The sequence below is a fragment of the Burkholderia pseudomultivorans genome (assembly GCF_902499075.1).
Lineage (GTDB): Bacteria > Pseudomonadota > Gammaproteobacteria > Burkholderiales > Burkholderiaceae > Burkholderia > Burkholderia pseudomultivorans.
On the sequence record NZ_CABVPP010000002.1, the window covers coordinates 190,807 to 209,258 of the forward strand.

General features: G+C 67.3%; 14 protein-coding genes. 3 read left to right on the forward strand and 11 right to left on the reverse strand.

What is annotated here, in order from left to right; genetic code table 11:
* Window positions 1–27 precede the first annotated feature (27 nt).
* The 9 genes from bamA to rpsB form a co-directional block, all read right to left on the reverse strand.
* Complete coding sequence (bamA, locus tag BST28156_RS03305; protein ID WP_060240006.1) at window positions 28–2,337, reverse strand: outer membrane protein assembly factor BamA; 2,310 nt, start codon at window positions 2,335–2,337, stop codon at window positions 28–30.
* Between the two features lie 61 nt (window positions 2,338–2,398).
* Window positions 2,399–3,769, reverse strand: a complete 1,371-nt coding sequence (gene rseP / locus BST28156_RS03310) for an RIP metalloprotease RseP (protein WP_060240004.1) — start codon at window positions 3,767–3,769, stop codon at window positions 2,399–2,401.
* Between the two features lie 11 nt (window positions 3,770–3,780).
* A complete protein-coding gene (locus BST28156_RS03315) occupies window positions 3,781–4,977 on the reverse strand; it encodes a 1-deoxy-D-xylulose-5-phosphate reductoisomerase (protein ID WP_174901477.1) in 1,197 nt (398 codons plus the stop codon).
* A 15-nt stretch (window positions 4,978–4,992) separates the two neighbouring features.
* Window positions 4,993–5,814 (reverse strand): phosphatidate cytidylyltransferase, encoded by an 822-nt coding sequence (locus BST28156_RS03320; RefSeq protein ID WP_060239999.1) that lies wholly within the window; start codon window positions 5,812–5,814, stop codon window positions 4,993–4,995.
* A complete protein-coding gene (gene uppS, locus BST28156_RS03325) occupies window positions 5,808–6,590 on the reverse strand; it encodes a polyprenyl diphosphate synthase (RefSeq protein WP_174901478.1) in 783 nt (260 codons plus the stop codon). The genes BST28156_RS03320 and uppS overlap by 7 nt, the downstream gene beginning before the upstream one ends.
* A 49-nt stretch (window positions 6,591–6,639) precedes the next feature.
* A complete protein-coding gene (gene frr / locus BST28156_RS03330; protein WP_009694978.1) occupies window positions 6,640–7,200 on the reverse strand; it encodes a ribosome recycling factor in 561 nt (186 codons plus the stop codon).
* Window positions 7,201–7,300: 100 nt separating this feature from the next.
* Window positions 7,301–8,014 carry a UMP kinase gene (gene pyrH, locus BST28156_RS03335; protein ID WP_006402648.1) on the reverse strand — a complete coding sequence of 238 codons (714 nt, stop codon included), beginning with the start codon at window positions 8,012–8,014 and terminating at the stop codon, window positions 7,301–7,303.
* A gap of 156 nt (window positions 8,015–8,170) precedes the next feature.
* Window positions 8,171–9,052 (reverse strand): translation elongation factor Ts, encoded by an 882-nt coding sequence (gene tsf, locus BST28156_RS03340; RefSeq protein ID WP_060240118.1) that lies wholly within the window; start codon window positions 9,050–9,052, stop codon window positions 8,171–8,173.
* Between the two features lie 161 nt (window positions 9,053–9,213).
* Entirely contained in the window at window positions 9,214–9,954 is a 741-nt protein-coding gene (gene rpsB, locus BST28156_RS03345) for a 30S ribosomal protein S2 (protein WP_174901479.1), read from the reverse strand.
* Between the two features lie 377 nt (window positions 9,955–10,331).
* On the opposite strand from rpsB, the gene map reads away from it, so the two are divergent.
* From map to BST28156_RS03360, 3 genes are read left to right on the forward strand one after another with little or no spacing between them, the layout of a single operon-like run.
* Window positions 10,332–11,147, forward strand: coding sequence for a type I methionyl aminopeptidase (map, locus tag BST28156_RS03350; protein ID WP_060239995.1), 816 nt, complete (start codon window positions 10,332–10,334; stop codon window positions 11,145–11,147).
* 44 nt (window positions 11,148–11,191) lie between these two features.
* Window positions 11,192–13,768: a [protein-PII] uridylyltransferase gene (locus tag BST28156_RS03355; protein ID WP_174901480.1), complete on the forward strand. Its 2,577-nt coding sequence runs from the start codon at window positions 11,192–11,194 to the stop codon at window positions 13,766–13,768.
* Window positions 13,769–13,784: 16 nt separating this feature from the next.
* Entirely contained in the window at window positions 13,785–15,725 is a 1,941-nt protein-coding gene (locus tag BST28156_RS03360) for a pseudouridine synthase (protein ID WP_174901481.1), read from the forward strand.
* Window positions 15,726–15,790: 65 nt separating this feature from the next.
* Here BST28156_RS03360 and def read toward each other — a convergent pair whose 3' ends face one another.
* Window positions 15,791–16,324 carry a peptide deformylase gene (def, locus tag BST28156_RS03365; RefSeq protein WP_044847933.1) on the reverse strand — a complete coding sequence of 178 codons (534 nt, stop codon included), beginning with the start codon at window positions 16,322–16,324 and terminating at the stop codon, window positions 15,791–15,793.
* Entirely contained in the window at window positions 16,321–18,396 is a 2,076-nt protein-coding gene (ligA, locus tag BST28156_RS03370; RefSeq protein WP_060239991.1) for an NAD-dependent DNA ligase LigA, read from the reverse strand. Before ligA ends, def begins: the two co-directional genes overlap by 4 nt.
* Window positions 18,397–18,452 lie beyond the last annotated feature (56 nt).

The window sequence follows — 18,452 nt, forward strand, 5'->3', positions numbered from 1 at the left end:
CTCTCGTTGCTGTTGTTGTGCGTTCGATCAGAACGCCGTCCCGATCTGGAACTGGAATTTCTGGTACTGGTCGCCCTCGTGCTTCTGCAGCGGGAAGCCGAGGCTCAGCTTCAGCGGGCCGATCGGCGAGATCCACGCGAGACCGACGCCATAGCCGTAGCGCAGGCCGTTCGCACCGGTACTCGTGCCGCCCGGCGCATTGCCCCACACGTTGCCGCCGTCGAGGAACGTGAACACGCGCAGCGTGCGATCGTAGCCGGTGCCCGGCAGCGGGAACGTCAGCTCGATGTTGCCGACCACCATCTTCGAACCGCCGATCGGGTCGTTCGTCTTCGTGTCGCGCGGGCCCAGCGAGCTCGGCTCGTAGCCACGCACCGAGCCGATACCGCCCGCGTAGTAGTTCTTGAAGATCGGGTACGGGTTGCCGATGCCGTTACCGTAGCCGCCCTGCAGGTTCAGGCCCAGGATGAAGCCGCGCGAGAACGAATAGTAGTACTGCGCCTGCAGGTCGGCCTTGTAGTACTGGATCTTGCCGACCGGCACGCCGTACTCGACGTTCGCCTGCGTGAAGTAGCCGCGGCTCGGGATCAGCGCGCTGTCGCGCGCATCGCGCGACCACGCGACCGTCAGCGGCACCGTGTTCGACACGCGGCCGAACTCGTTCACGTAGTCCTGGTAGCTCTGCGGCGTGTTCGAGTCGACGTCGAGGCGGTTCTGCTCGAAGCCCGCGCCGAAGTAAACGGTGTCGACTTCCGAGAACGGGATGCCGAACTTCAGGTTGCCGCCCGCGCTGATGATCCGGAAGCTCGAGCTGGTCGAATAGTAGAGCGGCTGGTACGTGCGGTAGTAGACGTCGGTGATCCGCTTGATGCCGTCGACCGTGAAGTACGGGTCGACCTGCGTGACGGTCAGCGTGCGGTAGCTGCGCGCGGTGTTCACGTTCACCGCGAGGCTGGTGCCCGAGCCGAACACGTTGTCCTGCGACACGCCGGCCGACAGCACGACCTTGTCGGTCGACGAGAAGCCTGCACCGAGCGTGATCGCGCCGGTCGGCTTTTCCGCGACCTTGACGTTCACGTCGACCTGGTCGTTGGTGCCTTCGACGGGCACCGTCGTCACGTCGACGTCGGTGAAGTAGCCGAGGCGGTTCACGCGGTCCTTCGACAGCGCGAGGCGGTTCGAATCGAACCACGAGCTCTCGAGCTGGCGCATTTCGCGGCGCACCACTTCGTCGCGCGTGCGCGTGTTGCCGATCACGTTGATGCGGCGCACGTACACGCGGCGGCTCGGATCGACGACGAGGTTCAGGTTCACCTTGTGGTTCGCCTGGTCGATGTCCGGCTGCGCGTTGACGGTCGCGAATGCGTAGCCGTATTCGCCGAGCTTGTCGACGATCGCCTTGGTCGTCTGCTGCAGCTTTTCGGCCGAGAAGCGGTCGCCCGGCTTGATCTTGATCAGCTTGTTCAGCTCGGCTTCGCGATCGAGCAGGTTGCCCGACAGCTTGATGCCCGACACCGTGTACGGCTCGCCTTCGTGCAGCGTGACCGTCAGGTACATGTCCTTCTTGTCGGGCGAGATCGACACCTGGGTCGACTCGATGTTGAATTCGAGGTAGCCGCGGTTCAGGTAGTACGAGCGCACCGCCTCGAGGTCGCCCGTGAGCTTTTCCTTCGAGTACAGGTCGTTCTTCGTGTACCAGGAGAACCAGTTTGGCGTCGACAGCTGCATTTCGTCGCGCAGCGTGCTCGTGCTGAACGCCTTGTTGCCGATGAAGTTGATCTGGCGGATCTTCGCGCTCGGCCCTTCGGCGACCGCGAACAGGATCGACACGCGGTTCGCGTCGACCGGCGTTACGGTCGTCTTGACTTCGGCCGCGTAGAAGCCGCGCGTCAGGTACTGGCGCTTCAGCTCCTGCTCGGCCTTGTCGACGAGCGCCTTGTCGTAGTAGCGGCCGTCGGCGAGGCCGACTGCGCGCAGCGCCTTGGTCAGGTTGTCCTTGTCGAATTCCTTCGTGCCGGTGAAGTCGATCGACGCGATGGCCGGACGCTCCTGCACCTGCACGATCACGACGTTGCCCTGGGTGGCGATGCGCACGTCGTTGAAAAAGCCCGTCGCGTACAGCGCACGGATTGCTTCGGATGCCTTGTCGTCGGTGAAGGTATCGCCTTGCTTGATCGGCAGGTATGCGAATACGGAACCCGGTTCGACGCGCTGCAGCCCCTCGATCTTGATGTCTTGCACCACGAACGGTGCCGCTGCATGCGCCGCGAGGCCGTGAGCGGCGAGCGCGGCCGCTGCAACTGTCTTAGGTACAAAGCGATGAGGTTTGAACAACATGCATCCCCAATATTTAGCTGCATCAAATCAGGCGACTGCCCGCTGGCCGCCGCCTGACGCTTCAGAAATGGATTAACCGAGCCAGGTCGTTGAACAATGCGATCGCCGACAACGCGACGATGCAGATCAACCCGGCTCTTTGCAGAATCAGCTGCCAGCGCTCCGAAACAGCTTTCCCGGTCGCGGCTTCAACCAGATAATATAACAGATGCCCCCCGTCCAAAACGGGAATCGGCAACAAGTTCAGCACGCCGAGGCTAATGCTGACAAGGGCGAGGAACGACAGGAACGCCGACGGGCCGAGCCGCGCGCTCTTGCCCGCGTAGTCGGCGATCGTCACCGGGCCGGACAGGTTCTTCAGCGACGCGTCGCCGGTAATCATGCGCCCGAACATCCGCAGCGAATACACGGCGATGTCCCAGGTGCGGTGCGCGCCGAGCCTCAGGCTCTCGAGCGGCCCGTAGCGCACGTCGACGCTCGGCGTGTGCATCGACAGCGCCGCGCCGATGCGGCCGATCTGCTGCCCCGTCTCGTCGTCGCGCTGCACCTGCGGCACGATCGTCAGCGTCTGCGCGACGCCGTCGCGCTCGATCTGCAGCTGCAGCGTCTTGCCCGCGTCGTGTTTCACCGCGTCGATGAAACGCGACGCGCCGCCGATCCGCTCGCCGTCGAGCGCGAGCAGCTTGTCGCCGGGCTTCAGGCCCGCCTGCTGCGCCGCACTGCCCGGCTGCACCGACGCGACCGACAGCGTGCCGCCGCCCGTCTCGAAGCCGAGATGCATCATGAAATCGTCGTCGAGCGCGCTTTCGGGCACGTTGCGCAGGTCGACGCGGAAATCGAACGTGGTGTCGCCGTCGCGCGCGCCAAGCACCACCTCGCGATGGTCGAACGCGGCCGACAGCAGCTTCCAGCGCAGGTCCGACCACGAGCGCACGGGCTCGGCCTCGCCGCCCTGCGCGTTGCGCAGCGACACGATCGTCTCGTTGCCGTCGAAGCCCGCGCGCGCGGCCGCCGTGCCGGCGGCCGGCGGCGCAAGAATCGCGGCCGGCTCGGTCACGCCGGTCGCGAAAACGGCGGAAAACAGCACGATTGCCAACAGGAAGTTGGCAATCGGCCCGGCCGCGACGATCGCGATGCGCTTGCCGACCGACTGCCGGTTGAACGCTTGGTCGAGCTCCTCGGGCTTCACGCCCGGCCCCGGCTCGCGCTCGTCGAGCATCTTCACGTAGCCGCCGAGCGGCAGCGCGGACAGCGTCCATTCGGTGCCGGTCCGGCGGCTCACCCAGCGGGCGACGGGCTGGCCGAAACCGATCGAGAAGCGCAGCACCTTCACGCCGCACCAGCGCGCGACGCGATAGTGTCCATACTCATGCACGACGACCAGCACCCCGATCGCCACTGCAAACGCGACCAGTTCGACCAGCACGTTCATGAGCACCCCATTCAGACAGTACGCTCCACGCGTGGCGCAGGCGCTTTCGCAATGAACGCGGCGGCGAGGCGGCGCGCCTCGGCATCCGCCGCAAGAACGTCGTCGAGGCCGTTCGGCGAACGGTTCGGCAGCGCGTCGAGCACCGCGTCGACCGTCGCCGCGATCGTCATGAAGCCGATCCGGCGCTCGAGAAACGCTTCGACCGCGACTTCGTTCGCCGCGTTCAACGCGGCGCTCGCGATGCCGCCCTCTTCAAGCGCCTTCAGCGCGAGCGCGAGGCACGGGAAGCGCGCGTAGTCGGGCTTTTCGAACGACAGTTGCGCGATCTGCGCGAGGTCGAGCTGATCGACGCCCGCGTCGACGCGATCCGGGAACGCGAGCGCGTGTGCGATCGGCGTGCGCATGTCGGGGTTGCCGAGCTGCGCGAGCACCGAACCGTCGCGATACGACACCAGCGAGTGGATCACGCTCTGCGGATGGATCAGCACGTCGATCCGGTCGCCCGGCAGCCCGAAGATCCAGTGCGCCTCGATCACCTCGAGACCCTTGTTCATCATCGTCGCGGAATCGACCGAGATCTTGCGGCCCATCACCCAGTTCGGGTGCTTGCAGGCCTCGTCCGGCGTCACGTCGACGAGCGTCGCGGGTTCGCGCGTGCGGAACGGGCCGCCCGACGCGGTCAGGATGATCTTCGCGATCCCGCCGTGCTCGGCCGCGTCGCGCGGCATGCACTGGAAAATCGCGTTGTGCTCGCTGTCGACCGGCAGCAGGATCGCGCCATGGTCGCGCACCGCGTCCATGAAGATCGCGCCCGACATCACGAGCGATTCCTTGTTCGCGAGCAGGATGCGCTTGCCCGCCCGCGCGGCCGCGAGGCTCGGCGCGAGGCCCGCGGCGCCGACGATCGCCGCGACGACCGTGTCGCAGCCGTCGCTCTTCGACACGTCGACGAGTGCCTGCGGCCCGTACAGCACCGCCGTCCTGCTGCCCGCCGCGCGCAGCCGCGCTTCGACATGGGCAGCCGTCTGCGCATCGCCGACCACCGCGACTTCGGGCGAGAAGCGCAGGCACTGTTCGACCAGCTTGTCGCCGTTGCGGTGCGCGGTCAGCGCGTAGACCGAGAAGCGCTCGGGGTGGCGCGCGACCACGTCGAGCGTGCTGTCTCCGATCGAGCCCGTGGAACCGAGCAATGTCAGACGTTTTTGCATAACAGAAATAGTGGTTTAACCAAGCAGCAGCATCGCGAGCGGCAGCACCGGCAGCAGCGCGTCGACGCGGTCGAGCACGCCGCCATGGCCCGGCAGCAGTCCGCTCGAGTCCTTCACGCCCGCCTGACGCTTGAGCAGCGACTCGAACAGGTCGCCGATCACGCTGTACGCGACGAGCAGCGTCAGCGCAGCCAGCGCGCCGGGCATCCCGTAGCGCGCGGCGAATGCGGAAAACAGGGTCGGCTCGAACAGGTGCGCGACCATCGCGACGCCGGCGACGATCATCACCGCGAGCCAGCCGCCCACCGCCCCTTCCCAGCTCTTGCCGGGACTGATCGTGATGGCCAGTTTACGCTTTCCGAAGGCCTTGCCCGCGAAATATGCGCCGATATCGGCCAGCCAGACGACCAGCAGCAGCGACAGCACGAACGGCACGCCCTGCGCGCGCGCGGCCACCAGCGCATGCCAGCAGGCCGCGAAAATCACCAGGCCGGCCGCAAGCAGGAACGGGCGCCATACGCCGCCGGCGAGCTCGGGCTTGCGACGCAGCGCAAACGGCCCGACCGCCAGCCAGAACACGCCGGCCGCGGCAAAAAGGGGACGGGACGCTGCGGTATCGACGCCGAGCGGCGCGGTGGCCGCGAGCGCCAGCGCCGCGACCCCGGCATAGACGATCGGGCCGGCGCCGCCGAGCTTCAGCAGGCGCGCCCATTCCCACGCGGCGAACACGAGCACGACGCCGATCAGCGCGCCGAACGCGGCCAGCGGCGCGAACAGCGTCACCGGCAGCAGCACGGCCAGCATCACGATCGCCGTGATCACACGGGTTTTCAGCATGAAAGGGAGTCGGCGTTCTGCGACTGCGGTTCGAGCTGTGCGCTCGTGCGCCCGAAACGGCGCTCGCGCTCGGTATACGACGCCAGCGCGTCGGCCAGCGCCGCGCCGTCGAAGTCCGGCCAGTATTTGTCGGTGAAATAGAATTCGGCGTAGGCGAGCTGCCACAGCAGGAAGTTGCTGACGCGCTGCTCGCCGCCGGTGCGGATGAACAGGTCGGGCTCCGGCGCATAGGCCATCGCCAGGTGCGGCGCAAAGGCGTCTTCGGTCACCTCGACCTCGCGGCCCTCGCGCACGGCCTGCTCGACGAGCTTCCTGGTCGCCTGCAGGATGTCCCACCGGCCGCCGTAGTTCGCGGCGATGGTCAGCGTAAGACGGGTATTGCGCGCCGTCTTGGTCTCGGCGCGGCGGATCAGCTCGCGGATGCGCGGCTCGAAGCGCTCGAGATCGCCGACCACACGCAGGCGGATGCCGTTCGCATGCAGCTTGCCGACCTCGCGCTCGAGCGCGGTGATGAACAGGCGCATCAGGAACGACACTTCGTCGTTCGGCCGGCGCCAGTTTTCCGAGCTGAACGCGAACAGCGTCAGGTATTCGACGCCGGCGCGCGCGCAGCCTTCGACCACTGCCCGCAAAGCGTCGACGCCGCGGGTATGCCCCGCGACGCGCGGCAAGCGGCGTTCAGTCGCCCAACGGCCGTTGCCGTCCATGATGATCGCGATATGACGCGGCACGACGCCGACGTCAGGCACGCGAACGGTAGAGCTGGTATAGGTCATGGCCGTTGAGACAGGAATGCGGGAAGAAGGCGGCGCGCGAAGACAGTCGTCAGACCGTCATGATCTCGGCTTCCTTGGTCTGCACGAGCTTGTCGATCTCGGCCACGTGCTTGTCGGTCAGCTTCTGCACGTCGTCGCCCGCGCGGCGCTCGTCGTCTTCGGAGATTTCCTTGTCCTTCACGAGCTTCTTCAGCGCTTCGTTCGCGTCGCGGCGCAGGTTGCGGATCGCAACCTTCGCGGTCTCGCCTTCGCCCTTCACGACCTTGGTCAGTTCGCGGCGGCGCTCTTCCGTCAGCGCCGGCATCGGCACGCGGATCAGGTCGCCGGCCGTCGCCGGGTTCAGGCCCAGGTCGGCTTCGCGAATCGCCTTCTCGACCTTCGCGACCATGTTCTTTTCCCACGGCTGCACGCCGATCGTGCGCGCGTCGACGAGCGTCAGGTTCGCAACCTGCGAAATCGGCACCATCGAGCCGTAGTAGTCGACCTGCACGTGATCGAGCAGGCCGGTGTGTGCACGGCCCGTGCGGATCTTCGCCAGATCGTTCTTGAACGCTTCGATCGAGCGCTGCATCTTCTGCTCGACGCCCTTCTTGACATCAGCGACACTCATTTCAACCTCCGAACCTTCAAACCTTCAAATAACGCGGACCGCCCGGCGCTGCGCGCGCCGCGGCCGGATGCCCGCGCCGGCTACCCGCATCCGCGGGAGTTTACACGTGGACGAGCGTCCCCTCGTCCTCACCCAGCACGATGCGCTTGAGCGCGCCCGGCTTGTTGATCGAAAACACGCGAATCGGCAGCTTCTGGTCGCGGCACAGCGCGAACGCGGTCGCGTCCATCACCTGCAGGTTGCGGCTGATCGCCTCGTCGAAGCTGATCGTCGTGTAGCGCGTGGCCGACGGATCCTTCTTCGGATCGGCAGAATATACGCCATCGACCTTGGTCGCCTTCAGCACGACCTCGGCGCCCACTTCCGAACCGCGCAGCGCCGCGGCCGTGTCGGTCGTGAAGAACGGGTTGCCGGTGCCGGCCGCGAAGATCACGACGCGGCCTTCCTCGAGCTGGCGGATCGCGCGGGGCCGGATGTACGGCTCGACGACCTGGTCCATGCGCAGCGCGGACTGCACGCGCGCCTCGATGCCGGCGTGGCGCATCGCGTCCTGCAGCGCCAGCGCGTTCATCATCGTCGCCAGCATCCCCATGTAGTCGGCCGTCGCGCGGTCCATGCCGGCCGCACCGCCCGCGACGCCGCGGAAAATGTTACCGCCGCCGATCACGACCGCCAGCTGCGTGCCCAGACGCACGACTTCGGCGATATCGGCCACCATCCGTTCGATCGTCGCGCGATTGATGCCGAAGGCATCGTCGCCCATCAGCGCTTCGCCGGAGAGTTTGAGGAGGACGCGTTTATAGGCATTGGACATAGGGGCTTCCGAGCGACGAGAGGATGACAACCACGAACTGTAGGGGCGAAATACTGATTCGGGCAAGCGCCGCCGGTCGGACCGGGTTTCCCGGCCGGCCGGCGGCACCGCCGGCCGCGGCGGAGCGGACGCCCGCCGCGGATACTGCCTGACTGCTTACTGCTGCTTTGCTGCTGCGACTTGCGCGGCCACTTCGGCGGCGAAGTCGTCCTGGCGCTTCTCGATGCCTTCGCCGACGACGAACAGCGCGAACTTCTGCACTGCCGCATTGGCCGCCTTCAGCATCTGCTCGATCGTCTGTTTGTCGTTCTTCACGAACGTCTGGTTCAGCAGCGACACTTCCTTCAGGTACTTCTGGACGCTGCCGTCGACCATCTTCGCGACGATCTCGGCCGGCTTGCCCGATTCCGCAGCCTTCTGCTCGGCCACGCGGCGTTCCGTGTCGATCAGCTCGGCCGGCACGTCGGCAGCCGACAGCGCGACCGGCTTCATCGCCGCGATGTGCATCGCGACATCCTTGCCGACCTGCTCGTCCGCGCCCGTGTACTCGACGATCACGCCGATGCGCGCGCCGTGCAGGTAGGTCGCGATCTTGTTCGCGGTCTCGAAGCGGACGAAACGGCGGATCGAGATGTTCTCGCCGATCTTGCCGACCAGCGCGAGGCGCACTTCGTCGACCGTCTTGCCGTCGAGCGGCAGCGCCGACAGCGCAGCCACGTCGGCCGGGTTCTGCGTCGCGACGAGTTCGGCGACCGTCTTCGAGAAGGCGAGGAAGTCGTCGTTCTTCGCGACGAAGTCGGTTTCGCAGTTCAGTTCGACGAGCGCGCCGGCATTGCCGCCGACGAACGATGCGACGACGCCTTCGGCCGTCACGCGCGATGCCGCCTTGCTTGCCTTGTTGCCGAGCTTGACGCGCAGCAGCTCTTCAGCCTTGGCCAGATCGCCGTCGGCTTCCGTCAGCGCCTTCTTGCACTCCATCATCGGTGCGTCGGTCTTTGCGCGCAGTTCTGCCACCATGCTTGCGGTAATTGCCGCCATCATTCGCTCCTTGAGTCTGTATTCACAACGCCGCCCGCTTGGACGCGAACGGCCGAGATTCGGTTCCGGACCCGCGCCGATTCGGCGCAATCGGGTCCGGCGCAAAGCTTAAAAAAAGGGGGCCTGTTGAGAGCCCCCTTTTTGCGCCGGCTCGGGGCCGATTACGCGTTTTCCTCGACGTACTCGTCGTCGCCGCGCACTGCCTGGACCACTTCGTTGACCGCGTTCGCACGGCCTTCGAGGATCGCGTCGGCCACGCCTTCCGCGTACAGCGCGACAGCCTTGCTCGAGTCGTCGTTACCCGGGATCACGTAGTCCACGCCTTCCGGCGAGTGGTTGGTATCGACCACGGCGATGACCGGCACGCCCAGCTTGGTCGCTTCGGCGATCGCAATCTTGTGGTAGCCGACGTCGACCACGAAGATCGCGTCCGGAATGCCGCCCATGTCCTTCACGCCGCCGATCGACTTCTGCAGCTTGGCGATTTCACGCTCGAACAGCAGCGCTTCCTTCTTGCTCATCTTCTCGAGCTCGCCCGCCTCGACTGCGGCTTCCATGTCCTTCAGGCGCTTGATCGAAACCTTCAGCGTCTTGAAGTTGGTCAGCATGCCGCCGAGCCAGCGTGCGTTCACGTACGGCATGCCTGCGCGCTGCGCTTCCTGCGCGATCGTGTCGCGCGACTGGCGCTTCGTGCCGACGAACAGGATCGTGCCGCGGTTCGCTGCCAGCTGACGCACGTACTTCAGTGCGTCGTTGTACATCGGCAGCGTCTTTTCGAGGTTGATGATGTGAATCTTGTTGCGATGACCGAAAATGAACGGAGCCATCTTCGGGTTCCAGAAGCGCGTCTGGTGACCGAAGTGGACACCCGCTTCCAGCATTTGGCGCATCGTGACTGCCATGTAAATTCTCCACGAGGGTTGGGTCTTAAGCCGGTCGCCGTACCGCCGCGCGAACGCGCCCCGAAAGGCCCTCGTTTCGCGCGGCCGGCACCCTGGTTGCGCCGGCTTGCGATTCGGCACGCGCGAAATGCCCGTGCCGCAAGCCTTTCACCACATGCCGCCGCCCGCATCGGGCACGAAGGCATTTGGATATCGACTTAGCCAGAGAGTATAGCACGCCCATTTGTCGCCCCTCAAGTCGCCCGCCACTTTCGCCTGCCGTGGGCCGGCAGGCCCGACAATCGGCGAAAACCCGCATCCGCGCGGCCGCAAGGGGCTGCGACGCCCGCCATAAGGTGCGATAATCCGTCAATTCACCGCATTCCAGGCACACCTCGATGGCTATTACGCTCAAAAACGAACACGATATCGCCGAGATGCGCGTCGCATGCCGTCTCGCGAGCGAAGTGCTCGACTTCATCACGCCGCATGTCGCCGCCGGCATCACGACGGCCGAACTCGACCGCCTCTGCCACGAGTACATGCTCAACGAACAGGGCACGATCCCCGCGCCGCTGAACTACCAGCCGCCCGGCTATCCGCCGTACCCGAAGGCCACCTGCATCTCGGTCAACGACGTGATTTGTCACGGCATCCCCGGCGAGAAGGTGCTCAAGAACGGCGACGCGCTGAACATCGACATCACCGTGATCAAGAACGGCTATTTCGGCGACACGAGCCGGATGTTCATCGTCGGCGAAGGGTCGATCCTCGCGAAGCGCCTCGTGCAGACCACCTACGAGTGCATGTGGCTCGGTATCGACCAGGTCAAGCCGGGCGCGCATCTCGGCGACATCGGCCATGCGATCCAGAAGCATGCGGAAGCGCAGGGCTACAGCGTCGTGCGCGAATACTGCGGCCACGGCATCGGCACGGTGTTCCACGAGGATCCGCAGGTCGTCCACTACGGCCGGCCGGGCACCGGCGTCGAACTGAAGCCCGGCATGATCTTCACGATCGAGCCGATGATCAACGCCGGCAAGCGCGACATCCGCACGATGCCCGACCAGTGGACGGTCAAGACGCGCGACCGCAGCCTGTCCGCGCAGTGGGAGCACACGGTGCTCGTCACCGAGACCGGCTACGAGGTGCTGACCGTGTCGGCCGGCACGCCGGCGCGCCCGGTGTTCGCGCAACCCGCCGCAGCCGTCTGACGCGGCCGCTTCCACCCGCCCCGCCCGCCTCCGATCGCCCGCCCATGAGCGCTCACGCCGCCCCCTCGACCGAAGCGCTGTCGCGGCGCGCCGAATTCAAGGCCGCGAAGGCCGACCTGCTCGAACGCTTCCGCGGCGCGACCCAGGTCGCGCCGCTGATGCACGCGCTGTCGAAGCTCACCGACGACGCGCTGCGGCGCGTGTGGGACGACTGCGGGCTGCCCGCGACGCTCGCGCTGGTCGCCGTCGGCGGCTATGGGCGCGGCGAGCTCGCGCCCTATTCCGACGTCGACATCCTGGTGCTGCTGCCCGACCCGCACGATGAAGCGCTCGACGCGCGCATCGAGCGCTTCATCGGGATGGCGTGGGATCTCGGCCTCGAAATCGGCAGCAGCGTGCGCACGGTCGCGCAGTGCATCGAGGAGGCGTCGCAGGACGTCACCGTGCAGACCTCGCTGCTGGAAGCGCGCCGCATCGTCGGCAGCACCGCGCTGTTCGAGCGCTTCACGGTGCGCTACCACGAGGCGCTCGACGCGCGCGCGTTCTTCACCGCGAAGGTGCTCGAGATGCGCCAGCGCCACGCGAAGTTCCAGGACACGCCGTACAGCCTCGAGCCGAACGTGAAGGAAAGCCCGGGCGGGCTGCGCGACCTGCAGACGATCCTGTGGATCGCGCGCGCGGCCGGCTTCGGCAGCAGTTGGCGCGAACTCGACACGCGCGGGCTGATCACCGATCGCGAGGCGCGCGAGCTGCGCCGCAACGAAGGCTTCCTGAAAACGCTGCGTGCGCGGCTGCACGTGATTGCGGGTCGCCGCCAGGACATGCTCGTGTTCGACCTGCAGACGCAGGCGGCCGAGAGCTTCGGCTACGCGCCGACGCCGGCCAAGCGCGCGAGCGAGCAGTTGATGCGCCGCTACTACTGGGCGGCGAAGGCCGTCACGCAGCTCGCGACGATCCTGATCCAGAACATCGAGGCGCAGCTGTTCCCGGCGACCAGCGGCATCACGCGCGTGCTGTCGCCCGATCGCTTCGTCGAAAAGCAGGGGATGCTGGAAATCGTCGACGACGGCGTGTTCGAGCGCCACCCCGATGCGATCCTCGAAGCGTTCCTGCTGTACGAGACGACCCGCGGCGTGAAGGGGCTGTCCGCGCGCACGCTGCGCGCGCTGTACAACTCGCGCGAGATCATGAACAACGTGTGGCGGCGCGATCCGCAGAACCGCCAGACGTTCATGCAGATCCTGCAGCAGCCCGAAGGCATCACGCATGCGTTCCGGCTGATGAACCAGACGAGCGTGCTGGGCCGCTACCTGCTGAATTTCCGCCGCATCGTCGGCCAGATGCAGCACGACCTGTATCACGTGTACACGGTCGACCAGCACATCCTGATGGTGTTGCGCAACATCCGCCGCTTCGCGGTCGCCGAGCATGCGCACGAATACCCGTTCTGCAGCCAGTTGATCGGCAACTTCGAGCGCCCGTGGGTGCTGTACGTCGCGGCGCTGTTCCACGACATCGCGAAGGGCCGCGGCGGCGACCACTCGACGCTCGGCATGGCCGATGCGCGGCGCTTCTGCCGCGAACACGGCATCACCGGCGACGACGCGGCGCTGATCGTCTGGCTGGTCCAGCATCACCTGACGATGAGCCAGGTCGCGCAGAAGCAGGACACGAGCGATCCGGAAGTCATCAAGCGCTTCGCCGAACTCGTCGGCAACGAACGCCGGCTCACCGCGCTCTACCTGCTGACCGTCGCCGACATCCGCGGCACCAGCCCGAAGGTGTGGAACGCATGGAAGGGCAAGCTGCTCGAGGATCTGTATCGCGTCACGCTGGCGGTGCTCGGCGGCGCGAACCCCGATGCGCATTCGGAACTGAAGTCGCGGCAGGAACAGGCGCTCGCGCTGCTGCGCCTCGAGACCGTGCCCGACGACGCGCACCGCGCGCTGTGGGACCAGCTCGACATCGGCTTCTTCCTGCGCCACGACGCGGCCGACATCGCGTGGCAGACCCGCGTGCTGTACCGGCACGTGAACGCCGACACCGCGATCGTGCGCGCGCGGCCGTCGCCGGTCGGCGATGCGCTGCAGGTGCTCGTCTACGTGAAGGACCGCCCCGACCTGTTCGCGGGCATCTGCGCGTATTTCGACCGCAACGGGCTGTCGGTGCTCGATGCGCGCGTCAGCACGACGCGGCACGGCTATGCGCTCGACAACTTCATCGTCACGCGCACCGAGCAGGACGTGCGCTACCGCGATATCGCGAACCTCGTCGAGCAGCAGCTCACGGCGCGCCTGGCCGAGGCCGCGCCGCTTCCGGAACCGTCCAAGGGGCGCCTGTCGCGACTGTCGCGGACGTTTCCGATCACGCCGCGCGTCGACCTGCGGGCCGACGAGCGAGGCCAGTACTACATCCTGTCCGTGTCCGCCAACGACCGGCCGGGCCTTCTCTATTCGATCGCGCGCGTGCTGGCCGAGCACCGGGTCGGCGTCCATGCGGCGCGGATCAATACGCTCGGCGAACGCGTCGAGGACGTCTTCCTGCTCGACGGTGCCGGCCTGTCCGACAACCGCCTGCAGATCCAGCTCGAAACCGAATTGCTGCGCGCGATCGCAGTCTGAATGAATCCCAGCGTTTATGCGCACCAAATTGACCGTCAAGAATCCGCGGCCGGCGTCGCCGACCCGCGCACCTGTCCGCTCCGGCAGCCTCGTCGCCCGCAAGCCGGTGCGCCCCGCTGCGCCCGCCGCGGCAGACAAGCCGGCCCGTCCGAAGCCGGCGGCCGCCCCGAAGGCGGCCGGCGAGCGCGCGTCCAAGCCGCGCGGCACCGCGAGCGAAACGCGCCCGGGCGCGGATCGGGCCACGGCGAAGCGCGCACCGCGTGACGGCGGCGCGGGACGTGCCGGCGAAGGCCGGCCGTCGCGCAGCGCCGACGGCAAGCCGGCACCGCGCGGCGAAGCCCGTTCGTACCGCGGTGCGGACGCGAAGCCTGCGGGCGAGCGCACGTTCGGCCGTGGCAAGCCCGATGCGGAAGGCGCGAAGCGTCCGGCCTATCGCGATACGGCAGGCGGCGAAGGCGCGAAGCGCAGTTTCGGCGAGCGCCGCACGTCGTCCGATCGTCCGGCGCGTCGCAGCGATGACGATGCCCGGCCGCATCGCGCCGGCGCGGAAGGCGGCAAGCGCCCCTCCTATCGCGACACGGCAGGCGGTGAAGGTGCGAAGCGCAGCTTCGGCGAGCGCCGCACGCCGTCCGATCGTCCGGCGCGTCGCAGCGACGACGACGCACGGCCGCGTCGCGCCAGTGCCGGCGCAGAAGGCGGCAAGCGCGCGCCCTACCGCGACTCGGCAGGCAGCGAAGGCGGCAAGCGCCCGTCCTACCGCGACACGGCCGGCGGTGAAGGCACCAAGCGCAGCTTCGGCGAGCGTCACACGCCGTCCGATCGTCCGGCGCGTCGCAGCGGTGACGAGGACCGCCCGCGCCGCGCCAGCGCCGGCACGGAAGGCGGCAAGCGCCCGTCCTACCGCGACACGGCAGGCAGCGAAGGCACCAAGCGCAGCTTCGGCGAGCGTCGCACGCCGTCCGATCGTCCGGCGCGTCGCAGCGATGACGAGGCCCGCCCGCGTCATGCCAGCGCCGGCACGGAAGGCGGCAAGCGGCCGGCCTATCGCGACACGGCAGGCGGCGAAGGCACGAAGCGCAGCTTCGGCGAGCGCCCCGCACGCCCGGCACGCGACGGCGCCGAGCGCCGCCCCGGTGCCGGCATCAAGACCGCGCAACCGGTCAAGCGCCGCACAGCCGACGTCGACCATGGCGACGAAACCGGCCTGATGCGCCTGTCGAAGCGCATGTCCGAGCTCGGCCTGTGCTCGCGCCGCGAAGCCGACGAATGGATCGAAAAGGGCTGGGTACTCGTCGACGGCGAACGCATCGACACGCTCGGCACCAAGGTGCGCGCCGACCAGCGCATCGAAATCGACGAACGCGCGCAGGCCGCCCAGGCCGCTCAAGTGACGATCCTGCTGCACAAGCCGGTCGGCTACGTGTCGGGCCAGGCCGAGGACGGCTACGAGCCGGCCGCCGTGCTGATCACGCGCGACAACCACTGGAGCGGCGATCGTTCGCCGCTGCGCTTCTCGCCGCAGCATCTGCGCACGCTCGCGCCGGCCGGTCGGCTCGACATCGACTCGACGGGCCTGCTCGTGCTCACGCAGAACGGCCGGATCGCGAAGCAGCTGATCGGCGAACAGTCGGACGTCGACAAGGAATACCTGGTGCGCGTGAAATTCGGCGAGCGCCTGACCGACATCGACCAGCATTTCCCCGCCGAATCGCTCGCGAAACTGCGTCACGGCCTCGAACTCGACGGCGTCGCGCTGAAGCCCGCGATGGTGAGCTGGCAGAACGGCGAGCAGTTGCGCTTCGTGCTGCGCGAAGGCCGCAAGCGCCAGATCCGCCGCATGTGCGAACTGGTCGGCCTCGAGGTGGTCGGCCTGAAGCGCGTACGCATGGGCCGCGTGATGCTCGGCGCGCTGCCGCAGGGCCAGTGGCGCTACCTGTCGGCCGACGAGTCGTTCTGACGGCCGCCGGCGCGTCGCCGCGCCGACGCCCTTGACGAAGCCCGCGCAAGCGGGCTTTTTTCTGCTCAGTCGTCGGCGGCCGGATCGAGCCCCGGGAACAGCACCTCGGTGAAGCCGAAGCGCGTGAAGTCGGTGATCCGCATCGGATACAGCTTGCCGATCAGATGATCGTATTCATGCTGCACGACCCGCGCGTGAAAACCTTCGGCGACGCGGTCGAGCTTCGCGCCGAACTGGTCGAAGCCGCTATAGCGCACCTTCGCGTAGCGGCTGACCACACCGCGCATACCCGGCACCGACAGGCAGCCTTCCCAGCCCTCTTCCATGTCCGGCGGCATGTATTCGAGCTTCGGGTTGATCAGCACGGTCTCCGGCACCGGCGGCGCGTCCGGATAACGGTTGTTGCTGCCGAAGCCGAAGATGATGATCTGCAGCCCGACGCCGATCTGCGGCGCGGCCAGCCCGGCGCCGTTCGCGTGATGCATCGTCTCGAACATGTCCGCGACGATCTCGTGCAGCTCGGGCGTGTCGAACCGCTCGACCGGCTTGGCGACTTCGAGCAGGCGCGGATCGCCCATCTTCAGGATTTCGCGAATCATCGCGCATGACCCTCCAGGAGTTGGTGCAGCCCTTCTTCGTCCAGCACGGGAATACCGAGTTCCTCCGCCTTCGCCAGCTTGCTGCCGGCCTCGGCACCCGCGACCACGTAATCCGTCTTCTTCGACACCGAGCCCGCCACCTTCGCGCCCGCCGCCTCCAGCATCTCCTTCGCCGCATCGCGCGTCAGGTTCGGCAGCGTGCCGGTCAGTACGACCGTCTTGCCGGCCAGCACGCCCTGCGGCGCCTTCGGCGCAGGCGGCCCTTCCGGCCACGTGACCTTGCCCGGCGCGCGCAGCTGCTCGATCACGGTCCGGTTGTGCGCTTCCGCGAAGAACTGGTGCAGCGACTCCGCGACGATCGGCCCGACGTCGTTGACTTCGAGCAGCTCGTCGATCGACGCGTTCATGATCGGATCCAGCGAGCCGAAGTGCTTCGCGAGGTCCTTCGCGGTCGACTCGCCGACATGGCGGATGCCGAGCCCGTAGATGAAGCGCGCGAGCGTCGTGTGCTTCGCCTTCTCGAGCGAATCGAGCAGGTTCTGCGCGGACTTCTCGGCGAAGCGGTCGAGCTCGGCGAGCGTCGCGAAGCCGAGGTTGAACAGGTCGGCCGGCGTGCGCACGAGATTCAGCTCGACGAGCTGGTCGATGATCTTTTCGCCGAGCCCGTCGATGTCGAGCGCGCGGCGCTGCGCGAAGTGCCACAGCGCCTGCTTGCGCTGCGCCGGGCAGAACAGCCCGCCGGTGCAACGCGCGATCGCCTCGTCGGGCAGGCGTTCGATCTTCGAGCCGCACACCGGACACTCGGTCGGCATCACGAATTCGGCCGCGTCGGCCGGACGCCGGTCGAGCACCGCGCCCACCACCTCCGGAATCACGTCGCCCGCGCGCCGCACGATCACCGTGTCGCCGATGCGGATGTCCTTGCGGCGGACTTCGTCCTCGTTGTGCAGCGTCGCGTTGGTCACGGTCGCGCCGCCGACGAACACCGGCTCGAGCCGCGCAACCGGCGTGATCGCGCCGGTGCGGCCGACCTGCACGTCGATCGCGACGAGCCTGGTCAGCGCTTCCTGCGCGGGGAATTTGTGCGCGAGCGCGAAACGCGGCGCGCGCGACACGAAGCCGAGACGATCCTGCTCGTCGCGCCGGTTCACCTTGTAGACGACGCCGTCGATATCGTACGGCAGCCCGTCGCGCTTCTCGCCGACCTTGCGGAAGAAGCCGAGCAGCCCGTCCGCGCCGTACACGACCGCGCGCTCGCGGTTCACCGGCAGGCCGAGCGTCTCGTACCAGTCGAGCAGCCCGCTGTGCGTGTCGGGCATCGGCATGCCGTCGAGCACGCCGATCCCGTACGCGAAGAACGACAGCGGCCGCTGCGCGGTGATCTTCGGATCGAGCTGGCGCAGGCTGCCGGCCGCCGCATTGCGCGGATTCGCGAATTCGCGCTGCTCGGCCGCGCGCTGGCGTTCGTTCAGGCGTGCGAAATCGCGCTTGAACATCAGCACCTCGCCGCGCACGTCGAGCACGGCCGGCACGTCGGCGCCCTTCAGCTTCAGCGGAATCGAACGGATGGTGCGGACATTCTCGGTCACGTCCTCGCCGGTCGTGCCGTCGCCGCGCGTCGACGCCTGCACGAACACGCCGCGCTCGTAGCGCAGCGAGATCGCGAGCCCGTCGAACTTCAGCTCGCACGCGTATTCGACCGGATCCGTCACCGAGCCGGCCAGATCGACGGCCTTGCCGAGCGCATCGGCGACGCGCTTGTCGAACGCGACGATGTCGTCGTCCGCGAAGCCGTTGTTCAGCGACAGCATCGGCGCATCGTGAACCACCGGCGTGAAGCCGCTCGCCACCTCGCCGCCGACGCGCTGCGTCGGCGAATCGGGCGTCACGAATTCGGGATGATCGGCCTCGAGCTGCTGCAGCTCGGCGAACAGCCGGTCGTATTCGGCGTCCGGCAGATCGGGCTGGTCGAGCACGTAGTAGGCGTAGTTCGCCTGCTGAAGTTGGTCGCGCAGCCACGCGGCGCGCGCGTCGGGCTGGCTGGCTGGCGGTTCGGCTGGGGTTCGGGCCATGCTGGAGGCAGATGCCTTCTGAGAAAATCGAATGTCAGATTATCTCAGTTTGGCGC